General features: G+C 69.5%; 11 protein-coding genes. 2 read left to right on the top strand and 9 right to left on the bottom strand.

Features of this window, described 5'->3' with window-relative positions:
- Window positions 1-16 precede the first annotated feature (16 nt).
- The 7 genes from DEU37_RS06660 to DEU37_RS06630 form a co-directional block, all read right to left on the bottom strand.
- A complete protein-coding gene (locus DEU37_RS06660) occupies window positions 17-682 on the bottom strand; it encodes a DUF4352 domain-containing protein (RefSeq protein ID WP_121189808.1) in 666 nt (221 codons plus the stop codon).
- A gap of 5 nt (window positions 683-687) precedes the next feature.
- On the bottom strand, window positions 688-1,920 hold the full coding sequence (locus DEU37_RS06655) for a glycosyltransferase (RefSeq protein ID WP_121189807.1): 1,233 nt from the start codon (window positions 1,918-1,920) through the stop codon (window positions 688-690).
- Between the two features lies 1 nt (window position 1,921).
- Window positions 1,922-2,818: a hypothetical protein gene (locus DEU37_RS06650; protein ID WP_220699826.1), complete on the bottom strand. Its 897-nt coding sequence runs from the start codon at window positions 2,816-2,818 to the stop codon at window positions 1,922-1,924.
- Window positions 2,815-3,939 (bottom strand): Gfo/Idh/MocA family protein, encoded by a 1,125-nt coding sequence (locus tag DEU37_RS06645; protein ID WP_121189806.1) that lies wholly within the window; start codon window positions 3,937-3,939, stop codon window positions 2,815-2,817. The genes DEU37_RS06650 and DEU37_RS06645 overlap by 4 nt, the downstream gene beginning before the upstream one ends.
- Window positions 3,936-5,084 carry a DUF1972 domain-containing protein gene (locus DEU37_RS06640; protein ID WP_121189805.1) on the bottom strand — a complete coding sequence of 383 codons (1,149 nt, stop codon included), beginning with the start codon at window positions 5,082-5,084 and terminating at the stop codon, window positions 3,936-3,938. Before DEU37_RS06640 ends, DEU37_RS06645 begins: the two co-directional genes overlap by 4 nt.
- Entirely contained in the window at window positions 5,084-6,610 is a 1,527-nt protein-coding gene (locus tag DEU37_RS06635; RefSeq protein WP_121189804.1) for a sugar transferase, read from the bottom strand. The genes DEU37_RS06640 and DEU37_RS06635 overlap by 1 nt, the downstream gene beginning before the upstream one ends.
- Window positions 6,611-6,888: 278 nt before the next feature.
- Entirely contained in the window at window positions 6,889-8,322 is a 1,434-nt protein-coding gene (locus DEU37_RS06630) for a carboxylesterase/lipase family protein (RefSeq protein WP_259457176.1), read from the bottom strand.
- Window positions 8,323-8,444: 122 nt separating this feature from the next.
- On the opposite strand from DEU37_RS06630, the gene DEU37_RS06625 reads away from it, so the two are divergent.
- Window positions 8,445-8,981, top strand: a complete 537-nt coding sequence (locus DEU37_RS06625; protein WP_121189802.1) for a hypothetical protein — start codon at window positions 8,445-8,447, stop codon at window positions 8,979-8,981.
- Between the two features lie 25 nt (window positions 8,982-9,006).
- Here the strand turns inward: DEU37_RS06625 and DEU37_RS06620 are convergent, their stop codons facing one another.
- Window positions 9,007-10,146, bottom strand: coding sequence for a zinc-binding alcohol dehydrogenase family protein (locus DEU37_RS06620; RefSeq protein WP_121189801.1), 1,140 nt, complete (start codon window positions 10,144-10,146; stop codon window positions 9,007-9,009).
- A gap of 76 nt (window positions 10,147-10,222) precedes the next feature.
- Between DEU37_RS06620 and DEU37_RS06615 the strand changes: the two genes are divergently transcribed.
- The gene (locus tag DEU37_RS06615; protein WP_183043603.1) at window positions 10,223-10,786 is read left to right on the top strand and encodes a TetR/AcrR family transcriptional regulator; all 564 of its coding nucleotides are present in this window, start codon (window positions 10,223-10,225) and stop codon (window positions 10,784-10,786) included.
- Window positions 10,787-10,825: 39 nt separating this feature from the next.
- Here the strand turns inward: DEU37_RS06615 and DEU37_RS06610 are convergent, their stop codons facing one another.
- Window positions 10,826-11,452 (bottom strand): trans-aconitate 2-methyltransferase, encoded by a 627-nt coding sequence (locus tag DEU37_RS06610; protein WP_121189799.1) that lies wholly within the window; start codon window positions 11,450-11,452, stop codon window positions 10,826-10,828.
- Window positions 11,453-11,753: the final 301 nt, after the last annotated feature.

Below are 11,753 nucleotides of genomic sequence, written 5' to 3'. Positions count from 1 at the left end.
CGGAACACGGCGGGCCTCAGGTCAGCGCGCCGCGGAACACCGCGGAGGTGTGGAGGGCGTCGAAGTCGACGACGATCGTGAGTGGGGCGGAATGGTCCGTCGGCGCGGCGACCGCGTAGACGGCGGTCGTCGTCTGCCGGGGGTCTACCGTGCCGCTGAAGTCGCGCGCCCCGGACTCCGGGGTGTACACGGGGGTGAAACGGTTGCCCTCGGCATCCAGCACCGTCACGACCGACGTCGAAACGTCGATGGGCTGCGACGACCCGTTGGTGAGTTCGACGGTGAGCCGCGCGAACTCGCGTCCGGTCGAGGTGCCGGGTCCCTGCGACGTCTCTGCAGCGTAAGAGACGTCTGTGATCCGCAGAGTCACGCCGTCCGAGTACACGACCGGTGCGCCGGGAGCGGATGCCGCCGCCCCTACCGTGGCTGCTCCGCCGCCGATACGTCCGACTTTCGCGACGGGGGCGTCCGCGGCGGGCGGGGGTGCGTCGGCAGGCGTAGCGGTGGCTGCAGACGGTGCCGGGGTCGGCGGGGCCGTCGGCACCTGCGATGCTGCGGATGTCCCCTCGGCCGGCGGCTCCGAGCAGGCCGTGGCGGTCAGGATGATCGTGAGACCGAGGGCTGCCGCGGCGATGCCGGTCGTGGCGCGTCGGGACAGGGGGTGTGCGGATGTCGCGATCATTCGCTTCACCGTCCTCCTCCATCGAGCACGAGGGGCTTCCCCGCGTGGGCGTGTGGCGCCACCCGATCGAGTGCGAGCGCGTCGGGGTCTCCGATGCGCTCGGCCAGGGCATCGGAGAGGGCACGATGGTAGGTGTCGGGGGCGTGGCGCCGTCGCACCGTCTCGGCATCTCGCCACGCTCGGTCGCGCATTGCCGGCCAGTCGCGGCGCACTCCCTCGAGACCCCTCGCGAGGGCGTCGGCACTGTCGGCCGGAACGAGGATGGCCGCTTCGAGCCCGCCGGAGGCCTCGCGCAGCCCCGAATGATCGGCCGCTACCACGGGACGCGCGCACATCAAGGCCTCGATCAGGACGTTGCCGAACGACTCGTCCCCGCGGGAGGGAACGACCGCCACGTCGGCAGCGGACACGATGTCCCACACTGTCCGCTGGAAACCGACGAGACGAACGCGGTCTTCGAGTGCGAGCCGCGCGATCTGCTCGCGGAGCTGTCGTTCGTACCACTCGTATCCGCGGAAGACGTCTCCGACGATGTCGAGTTCTGCGTCGATACCCGCGGCGCGGAGGCGATCGATCGCATCGATGGCGAGGTCCACTCCCTTTCGCGGCGACAGGCGTCCGACGTACACGACGCGTAGGGGTCCGTCGAGGCGGATACGGGCGGGCGACGGCCGATCGGGGCCGGCGATGCCGTTCAGGACGACCCGAGCCCGATCGCGGCGATCGAGCCATGCAGACCCCGAAACGCGACGACTGTTCTGCGAGTTGAAGATGACACCGCTCGCCCACCGCAGTGGTCTGGTCAGAAGCACACGCGCGGGCGCGGACAGTGCGGACTCGGCCTCGTGCACGTGCACGACGCTGGCGGCCCCCGCCCGGCGCGCGGCGCGCAGCCAGAACGGGATCGTCACGGTGTTCACCATCACGACGTCGGCTTCGAGATCGGCGACCAGGCGACGCATGCGCGGCGTCTGCACGGCGATCTCGCGGACGAGTCGTACGAGTCCGCCGGGCCGCAGAGCACTCTTCCGGATCACGGGCGCCTCGAGGAACACGACTTCTGCGCCCGCCGCGCGCAGCAGCGGGATGAGAGGACCGTCGTCCGAGCTTGTCACGACCACGTGCCAGCCCAGTTCGACGAGTCCGCGGACACCCTCGAGCATCATCCGGTCCGATCCGTAGAGGTCGGCGGAGGGGTTGGCGATCAGGACGGTACGACCGCGTGCGGCGGAGACCATCTCAGTGCTCCGGCCAGTACTCGTCGACCAGGCTCACCGTCGAGGCGATGTTGGCCCGGCTTGAGGCGCCGAAGACGATCGCTTCGAGGTTGGGCAGCGCGGTGACCCATTCGATCGCTTCGCGCGGCGAGATCGCACCACTCGCGAACACCGACATCGCGACGGCGCGGAACGGGCGCTTCTGCATCGCGTCGAGGTAGCTGTCCACGCCGCCGGACATACGGAAACCGAGCTTGTTGATGTTGGAGCAGACGATCGGGTTCTCCACGCCGGCGCGGTCGAGGTCGTCGAGCAGCCGCGGCAGGTTCATGGTGATGAAGCCCGGCTCGGCGTTGTAGCGCTTGCGGACATGATCCGCGAAGATGCGGAAGGCGTCCGTGAAGCCCAGGCCCGACAGCAGATCGACGATCACGTTCTGCAGCCAGATGACCGGCGTCGACAGACCCGAGAACATCTTCAGCTCGGCGTCGATCAGGAGGGTCGCGACGCCTTCGATGTCCTTGCGCGCGAACGACGAGGCGCCGCGCGCGATGGAATCCAGGAGGCCTTCTTCCGGCAGGAACCGGCGCACGGCGCCCAGGAAGCCGTCGTCGGTGACCGCGTTCGCGTACTTGTGCGCGTACGGCATGCAGGGGAAGAACGTCATCTGGTCGTAGCGGTCAGGATTCGCGCGCACCCGGTCGGCGATCTCGCCGATGCGATCGTGCGTGGTGCACATGAACGTATGGACGCCCTCGTCGTAGGCGGCATCCAGCACCGACATGATCGCGTCGCTGTCCTGGAAGCGCATCTGCTGGGCGCGCGCCTTCTCCTCGGACATGTGATTGACGCCGAAGAACTGGTTGTCTCCGAACAGCAGGCGGTCCATCGTCCGGGTGGACGGGGTGATCAGAGTCATCGTGCTTCTCCTCGCAGGGCGCGCAGTGCCGTGCCGAATCGGTTCGCGCGGCGGGGCGCGAGCGGGGTGATGGTGGCGGTGTGGCCGGATGCCGCCAGTCGTGCGTCGATGCGGGTCGCATCTTCGCTGATCATCGCGATGATGCGGTCGGTCGCTGCGGCGGAAGCGAAGTCGTTCTGGCCGTGGACGGCACGCGAGCGCACCCGCCAGACGAAGGCATCGAGTTGGGCGCTGTATTCCTCGCCGCGCAGGTAGAACCACGGTGCTTCGGTGAGGTCGGTGGTGTAGCGCACGTTCCAGCCCGCGCGGTACCCGTCCGGGATCTCCGCGGTGTCCCGCAGGTACACCTGAATCTCCTGACGGTCGGCGTGGATGCGTCCGTGCTCGCCCCACAGGGTGATCTTGGTGGTCATCTTCCGCTGCGACTCGTCGGACCAGTTCGCGATGATCTGCGCGGTGCCCTGCGGATAGTGCAGCGTCGCTGCGACGGCGTCGTCGATCTGAGCAGAGAAGATGCTCGTCAGCTGGCTCCCGCTGACCGATTCCGGCTCGCCGAGATACCACGTGAGCAAGTTGAGCGGGTGCGCCGCATAGTCGTAGAGGCAGCCGCCGCCGGTGGCTCGCTGGCTGCGCCATGTGCGACCGGCGGGCTTCAGAACCACCGGCCCGTATGCTTCGGCGAGGGCGGTCTGCACGGTGCCGATCGCGCCGAGCTCGAGCAGCCGCTGCACCTCCCGGAAGGCGCCGACGAAGCGGTTGTGGTAGCCGACCTGTGTGACGATGCCGTTCTCTTCGGCGAGGGCGGCGAGTTCGATGCTCTCGGCGGGGTCGATGACGAGCGGCTTCTCGCAGAACACGTGGATGCCTCGACGGAACGCCTCACGGATCATCCCGGCGTGCAGGTGCGTCGGCGTCGCGACGATGATGGCTTCGGGCGCCGCCTCGTCGAGCATCTTGCCGAGGTCTTTGTAGGTCGCCACTCCGGTGTACTTCGACAGGATGTCGAGCAGATAGCCGGTGGCGTCGCACACCCCGACGAGGTTGACCTCCGGGTGCGCCTTGATCATGGACAGGTGAGAGAGCCCCATTTTGCCGAGGCCCACGACGGCGACATCGATCACACCAGCACCTCCGTTCGTTGTGAAACATGGCCGTGGCGCTCGAGCGCCGTGAGCAGTGCGTGCTCGTACTGGGCGCCGATGTGCTCCCAGGTGAACTCTTCGCGGTACCGGGCTCGACTGGCTTCGCCCATCCGGTGCAGGCGCTCTGCGTTCGGGAGGAGCTCGTCGAGCTTGTCTGCGAGGTCGTCGGCATCATGGAAGTACGCGTTGTCGGGGCCGGCGACCCAGCTGTTGTAGCGGTTGTCGTGGGCGATGACGGCGTTGCCCGCGCCCATCGCCTCCACCAGCGACGGATTCGTGCCGCCCACGGTGTGCCCGTGCACGTAGACAGCCGCGTGCAGGCGCAACGCGGCGAGCCGATCCGCGTCGAAGATCGCCCCCGGGAACCGCACCTCGTCCGAGGCTGCCGCGCGGACGGCGAGGTGGTACGGGTCGGTGTCGGTGTACGGACCGACCACGACGAGCGGCATCCCGCGGCGACGTGCCGACCAGGCGGTCACGATCTCGAGGACGGAGTTCTCCGGAATCGGCCGGCAGACGACGATGCCATACGCACCCGGGGCGAGCGCGAGGTCGGAGACCGGCGCGACGGGCGCGTCGACGATCTCGGGTGCACCGTAAGTGATGGTCTGCACGCGTCGTGCACCGAAGTGACGCCGGAGATAGGCGGAGATGACGGGGTGGTCGCCGATGAGCACATCTCCGACGAGGCCGGCGAGGCGCTCGTTGCCGAGGAGGATGGCCTGTTTGGCGAGTCCCCAGCGCCGGCGGGTCCACTCCATTCCGTCCATGTTGATGACGTTGGGAATGCCGCGAAGACGCGGCATCACGTCGAGGACGCCGGTGTTGTACCCGAACGTCAACCAGACATCGCCGTCCTGGTGCTGCCCAGTCGCGTGGCGGATGGAGACGAGGTCGAAGTGCGACGTTCCCTTCCACCCTTCGCGCGGCTCGGGGATGAGAACGCGTTCGATGCCGTTCCAGCGGTCGGAGGTGATCGCGCCGTCGCCGTCGAGCTGGCAGTAGACCACGACGTTCCAGCCACGATCGCGCAGATACATCGCCACGTGCTGCGCGGCGGTCTCGAACCCGCCGTAGGCGGCGGGGACGCCGTGAGTGCCGAGGATGCGGACCGTGCGTGCCATCAGTACGCTCCGTCCGGTCGCAGCATGACCTTGACGGTCCGCCACATGATCAGGATGTCGGTCATCACCGTCCAGTTCTCCACGTACCGCAGGTCGAGCCGGACGCTCTCCTCCCAGCTGAGGTCGCTGCGCCCGCCGACCTGCCAGGGGCCGGTGATGCCCGGCTTGATGTAGAGGCGACGGAAGACGCTGTCGTCGTAGGTGGCGACTTCGCTCGGAAGAGGAGGGCGCGGGCCGACGACACTCATGTCGCCGATCAGCACGTTCCAGAACTGGGGAACCTCGTCGAGCGAGTACTTCCGCAGGATCCGGCCCACGCGGGTGACCCGAGGGTCGTTGTGCATCTTGAACAGCGGGCCCGCGCCCTCGTTCGCCGCAAGCAGCTCAGCGCGCTGCTCCTCGGCATCCACGGCCATCGAGCGGAACTTGATCATTCGGAACTCGTGGCCGTCACGACCGACCCGTGCTTGGGGAAAGAACAGCGGGCCGGGCGAGTCGAGCTTGATCGCGATGGCGATGACCGCCGCGATCGGTGCGAAGAAGAGGAGCGCGATCGAGGCGACCGCGATGTCGAGTGCGCGTTTGGCGACGTAGGCGCGACCGGTGAACGACGCGATCTCGACGTGGATGAGCGGCAGGCCCTCGACGGGCCGCAGCGACATGCGCGGCCCGGCGACATCGGAGACGCGGCTGGAGATGACCAGCTCCGCGGCGGTGTTCTCCAGCTGCCAGGCGAGGTGCTTGACCTCGTCGACGCCTTCGTCTCCACGGCTGGCCATGATGATCGTGTCGGCGTCGAGCGCTGCGGCGGCTTCGGCCACGCTGTGCGTGCGCATCGCCGGGTAGATGGCGTCGCCGACCCGCAGGCTGTCGAGGTCGTCACCGCGCAGCGAGGTGCCGACCACCTGGTAGCCCAGGCCGGGATCGGCGATCGAGCGGATCACGTACTCGACGTCCGCGCGGTCGCCGACCACGATCGCGCGCGTCGTGTACGCGCCCGCCAGTCGGCGGCGGATGAGCCACCGGCGCCAGAGCCAGCGCTCGAAGAGCAGGGCGCTGATGCCGAGGGGCAGCGCGACGAAGAGCTGTGCGCGGATGCCGTCGACATCGATGGCCACATCGATCATCGCGAGAAGCCCGAACGCGAATCCGGTCGCATGGATCAGGCGGGTGTACTCGGCGGCGCCCGAGCCGATGAGCTTGACGTCCCGCGTCACGAAGGCGGAGAGCATCAGGAGCCAGATCACGGCCGTGGCGGCGGCGATCTGGAAGACGAGGCCAGGATCGGCGACGGCGAGCGGGCCGCTCACCGCGCCGATCGAGACCACCGAGGCCACTGCGCAGGTGAAAACGACGGCGGCGGCGTCGCTCGTGCGCAGGATCCAGCGGTAGCGACGTTCCCACGACTGTCGGCGCTCGAGAGCACGCGACGGTGGTGCAGCCGCAGACGCCCGGGACGCGATGGTCGGGAACGGTGAAACGAACCCGGTCGTCGCGATGCCCGTGGCGTCGTGAAGCGCGCTCATCGTGTGATCCCCAGCACGGACGAACGCAGCAGTGCAGTCGGCATTTTGCCCCCCAGCAAACCGACGGACGAATCGAAATCCGTCCACCCCCAGTAAGACGACGCGAAGACCCCCGTCTCCTGCGGACCAACCCCCCGGCTGTCACGCGTGCGTCGTGAGTGACTCTACCCCGCGAATCGCGTCGAGCGCCACCGCGAGTATTCAACCTGTGGACGGATGCCGTTCATCGAGCATTTCGCGGTCGTTGAGCGACGCGCCGTGCGCCGAGTCGAATTGCCCTACCCCAGTGCGTCGACGACGGCTGCCCGTCGCTGCGGGGCCACGCGCGGCGCGGCATCCCAGATCTGCGTCATCCGCTCGGCGTCGAACGCCGGCCAGCCGGGGTCTCCCGTGGCGATGAACGAGACCCAGGCGCGATGCATGTCGCGCGCGAGATCCGCCGGCGCGTCGTGTCCGGCGAGCTTCACGGCTTGGTCGGTGTTCAGCGTGTCGAACACGAACCCGAGCTCCAGCGCGTGGGCGGCGCGCAGGCCCCGAACCGGGCTCTCCCAGGCGAACTCGTAGAGGTAGGTCGGGGCTTTCCGCGCGCGGGCGATGCGCGTGGCGGGCGCGCGCAGGAGACGCTCGGTCAGCAGCTGACCGAGCACTTCACCCGCACTCGCATCCGGCAATGCCGTGCGCACCGCGCGGGCGGCGCGTTCGGGGGTGCGCAGGGCCCGCCGGGCGAGCCACGCCTTCGCCGGGCTGATCTCCGCGAGGGCGTCGGGTGTCAGCCAGAGGCGGTACTCGTCGGTGTTGGTGCCGATGAGGATCGGCAGATCGAGGTCGGCGAGGGCGACCTCCGGCGACGTGGGAAGCGTCTCGGCGTCGACGGCGAGGGCGAATCCGGGTGCGCCACGCAGGGGCGACGACCCGGCGGCGATCTGCGAGCGTGCCTGCAGCAGGTCTGCCGTTGCCCGCGCGGCGAACGCGTCACGTGTGGGCGGGATGCCGAGTCGGCGCGCGATCGCGTCGGACGCGCGGCGCGCCTTCTGCGGCGAGGTCGCCTCCAGCGGCCCGGATTGGATGATCGCCCCCGCGACGAGCGCGCGGGATGTCGGGCGTGCGAGCAGGGCCGCGACCAGGGCGCCCCCGGCCGACTCACCCATCAGGGTGATGCGGGCGGGATCGCCGCCGAAAGCGCCGATCTCGGCGTGCACCCACTCCAGCGCCCGCGCGACGTCGAGCAGCCCGAGGTTCAGCGGGGCGCCCTCGAGCACGCTGAACCCTTCGACGCCGAGGCGGTAGTTGACCGACACGAAGACGACGCCGTCTCGGGCGAAGGCGGTGCCGTCGTAGGTGGGCTCGGCGGCGGCGCCGCGCTCCAGGGCACCGCCGTGGATCCACAGGACGACGGGGGATGCCGCGGCATCCGCGGGGCTCCACACGTTCGCGGTGAGGATGTCGTCGCCGTCGATCACCGGGCAGCTGAGGAGCTGGCCGATCGGGCCGCCGTAGGGCGACTGCGGCGCGGTCGCGCCGAACTCTGACGCGTCGCGGACTCCGCTCCAGGCCGTGGGCGCCGCGGGGGCGCGGAAGCGGCGTTCGCCGACGGGGGCGGCCGCGTAGGGGATGCCGAGGAACCGGCTGATTCCGTCGGTCTGGGTGCCGCGGAGGGCACCCGCACCGATAGTGACGTCGACGGGGAGGGGCGGCGAATCGGGCATCTCCATAGGCCTCACCCTACGGGCGCGCGCCGACCCGGGCTGGCCGGCTTGTCGGTCATTCTGCCGACAGGCAGCGGACGGTGCGGTGTCTAGCCCGGCGAGATGACGCCGCCGCCTACGCTGGGACCATGAGCGTCGAGACGGGAGAGCCGGAGGCATGGGCGTGGCCGGGGCCGAGTCCCGTATCGGTAGGCGGTCTCTCGCGGCACGAACTCGCGGCGAGGCTGCGGGAGCACGGGGTCGGTATCAACGCCCACGCCGAGACTCTTCTGGCTCACTCGGCATTCGACACCCGCCCCGCCGAGCGCGTCGAGATCGTCGCGCGCACCGTGCACGAGTTGGGCCTGGCAGACGGCGGGACCTTGCCGGAGGTGTTCGCTGCGGCGGCATCCCTCGGCTGGGGGCTCTGCCCGCCAGATGCCGCGCCCTACCTTCGGCTGGCGTGGCTCGCGCAACCGAATTCGACCGACTCGATTCTGTCGGCCGGACGTTCTCCGCAGGGCGCGCTGAAGGTCGCGACGGCGCCGATCAGCGACGATGTCGAGGTGCCGAAGGGGTTCTACCTTCGCGTGGTGGACGGGGTTCCGTGGCTGCGCGGCTACCGCTGCGACGACGAGTACCGATTCGCCCCGGACGACGTGTTCGCGTTCCGGGTCTACGGCTGAGTGCTGGGTTCTCGGTCGACGGCGGTCAGGAGTCCGTGGATGCCGCGTCGAGCGCGATGACCAGCTTCTGCGCCGAGACGCCGCGACGAAGCGTGTCGATCGCCCCCTGAATCGCCGCGAGCCCCGACCCGGCGAGGCGCGCCTGCGGATACGGCACGTGTGCGCCCGAGGCGAGGGCTCGGGGCAGGTAGTCGCCCCAGATCGCCGGCCCGACGGGCGAGGTCGCGATGGCGCTTCCCCAGATGAACGAGGCGCGGATGCCGCGGGTGCGACAGCGGAGTTGCATGAGGGCGGTGCGTGTTCCGAGGCGCAGGAACAGGCGGATCCGGCTGAGCGAGAGTCCGCGGCGGCGCGGTTGGTCGTAGAACGAGACCGGTGGGCTGGCCATCGCGATCCTGGCGGCGCCGGTGGCCCGCGCGATCTTGCGGCAGGGCTCCGCCGAACCCACGGCGATGGCGAGGATGCCGGCGACGGGGGAGGCGTCGATCGCGTCGATGATCCGCTCGACGGCATTCGGGTCGCGGTAGTCGAACACCGCCTCTGCGCCGAGGCGCGTCATCTGCTCGTGGTTGCGGGGGGATGCCGTCGTGATGACGCGATAGCCCGCCGCGCGGGCGAGCTGGATCGCGTTGCCGCCGACGGCCGTCGCCCCGCCCCACACCACGACGACGTCCGCGCGCGGCGCCGCCGCCCCCAGCGCGGAGTAGTCCAGCGCGAGCTGGTCGGCTTCGAAAAGACCCGCTGCGGCCGTCGACACCGCCAACGGCAACACCGCGGCATCCTCGAAGAGCAGGTCGTCGGGCAGTCGGGCGGCAAGGCTCGCGTCGACGGAGACGTAGGCCTGAAATCCGCTCTCGCCGATGGCATCGCGGCCCTTCTCCAACCCGATCGCGTAGGCGACGACCCGGTCGCCGACGGCGAAGGTGTCGATGCCGGGGCCGGCACCGACGACGGCACCCGCGACGTCCTCGCCGAGGATCACCGGGTAGCGCAGCCACCCGTACATGACCGCGCCGTTGGACTGGATGATCGCGTCGAGCGGGTTCACCGCCAGCGCGCGCACCTCGATCAGCAGCTGGCCCGGGGCGGGGGTCGGCATCGGTGCCTCGCGAACCGTGAGCTCGGCGTACGGGGCGTCGATCCACGCCGCGGTGTTCTGTCTCATGTCTGCGTCCGTCCGTCGGTGATGACACGTAATGTCATCATGCAAATGTTACGGCACGTCGTGTCATCATGGGAGCATGCCCCGATGGTCTCCGGATGCCGCGCTCCGGCTCGAAGACGCCGCGATGCGCTTGTTCGAGCGGCACGGATTCGCGGGGACGACCGTTCCGCAGATCGCCGAGGCGGCAGGTCTGACGACGCGCACGTTCTTTCGTCACTTTCCCGACAAGCGCGATGTGCTGTTCCTGCGCGACCGCGAGTTTCCTCAGGCCGTCGCGGATTTCATGGCGGCGGTTTCGCCTGAGAGCTCGGGTTCCGCGGTTGTGCGCGAGGGTCTGCTCGCCGCATGCCGTGGTCTGCAGGGGTGGCGCGCGCCGATCGCGCGTCGACGCCGCATCGTCCGCAGCGAGCCTGCGCTGCACGAGCGCGATCTTCTCCGCAGCCACCATCTCGGGCGCGCGATCGAGGAGGCGCTGACTCACCGCGGCATCGACGCGCGGCACGCGCGCACGCTGGCCGCGATCGCCGTGACGTGCTTCGAGCTCGCGATGGACCGGTGGCTGGAAGGTCCGGCAGAGGTGTCTTTCGAGGAGTCGCTCGCCTCGGTGTGGGAGGACATGCGCGACGGCCTCGGCGGCTGACGCGGAGATCCGCGTTCTCGGCATCCGTCGACTGTGTCGTCAGCCCGGTTGGCCGTTGTCGACGTTGCGCGGGCTCCGGCGTTCGCAGAGGATGGCGCCGACCGGGCGGCGGCCGCGCTCCGAGCGCCGGTGGGTTTCGATGACGTCGAAGCCGGCCGCGTCGAGCCGCGCCTGCAGCTGCGATGCCGGCCAGCGGTAGGCACGCGTGACCGCGTGGTCGAAGGGCTCGATCTGCTCGCCCTCGAAGTAGCCGAGCAGCAGCGTGCCCCCGTGACGAAGGACGCGGGCGAACGCGCTCAGCGGCGCCACGATGCGCTCGGGCTCGTGGTGGATCGTCGAGAACCACGACAGGATGCCGCCGACAGCGCCGTCGTTCTCGTCGATCGCATCGATGCTGCCGAGGTCGAATCTGACACCCGGATAGGTCGCGCGAGCGCCGTCGATGAACGCGGGCACGAGATCGAAGCCGCGAATGCCCACGCCTCGCTGGTGGAGGTGGTGGGTCCAGTGCCCCGGTCCGCATCCCGCATCCAGAATGGGGCCGGATGCCGCGGCCGCCCAGGTCTCGACGAGGTGTCTGTCGCTGGGGTGCACGGCGGTCATCGATCCGACGACCTCGACGTACTCGGCCGCTCGTGCAGCGTAGGCGGCAGCGACATCGGTCACACCACGAGGGTAGAACGGATGCCGGGGGTGGGGCCGTTCTCCTAGAGTGAGCCTGCCTCGGTTGCCTGTCTGTTCCGTGCGCCGCCGCTCGATCTTGATGTGCGCCAACGCGCTCAGCTACGAATCAGCACGGAACCCGGATCTGCCAGTCGATGGGTAGGACCGGCCCAGACCGGCCCGACATCCCTGCGATTTCGTGTCGCCTGCACCGCGTCGTTTCGACTCGCTGCGCTCGCTCAACGACCGGGGGGGCGCCCGCTGTATGTCCGCGGAAGCCGCCGCTCACCAGCCCAAAGCAAAA

It is taken from the genome of Microbacterium sp. AG790 (assembly GCF_003634765.1).
Lineage (GTDB): Bacteria > Actinomycetota > Actinomycetes > Actinomycetales > Microbacteriaceae > Microbacterium.
The sequence above is the reverse complement of the archived record's forward strand: the minus strand, read 5'-3'. Positions and strand labels throughout refer to the sequence as shown.

Bases quoted from the DNA above. Each gene is read 5' to 3' on its own strand.
- DEU37_RS06660 (WP_121189808.1), bottom strand. From the start codon at position 682: ATGATCGCGACATCCGCACACCCCCTGTCCCGACGCGCCACGACCGGC.
- DEU37_RS06655 (WP_121189807.1), bottom strand. From the start codon at position 1,920: ATGGTCTCCGCCGCACGCGGTCGTACCGTCCTGATCGCCAACCCCTCC.
- DEU37_RS06650 (WP_220699826.1), bottom strand. From the start codon at position 2,818: ATGACTCTGATCACCCCGTCCACCCGGACGATGGACCGCCTGCTGTTC.
- DEU37_RS06640 (WP_121189805.1), bottom strand. From the start codon at position 5,084: ATGGCACGCACGGTCCGCATCCTCGGCACTCACGGCGTCCCCGCCGCC.
- DEU37_RS06635 (WP_121189804.1), bottom strand. From the start codon at position 6,610: ATGAGCGCGCTTCACGACGCCACGGGCATCGCGACGACCGGGTTCGTT.
- DEU37_RS06630 (WP_259457176.1), bottom strand. From the start codon at position 8,322: ATGGAGATGCCCGATTCGCCGCCCCTCCCCGTCGACGTCACTATCGGT.
- DEU37_RS06625 (WP_121189802.1), top strand. From the start codon at position 8,445: ATGAGCGTCGAGACGGGAGAGCCGGAGGCATGGGCGTGGCCGGGGCCG.
- DEU37_RS06620 (WP_121189801.1), bottom strand. From the start codon at position 10,146: ATGAGACAGAACACCGCGGCGTGGATCGACGCCCCGTACGCCGAGCTC.
- DEU37_RS06615 (WP_183043603.1), top strand. From the start codon at position 10,223: ATGCCCCGATGGTCTCCGGATGCCGCGCTCCGGCTCGAAGACGCCGCG.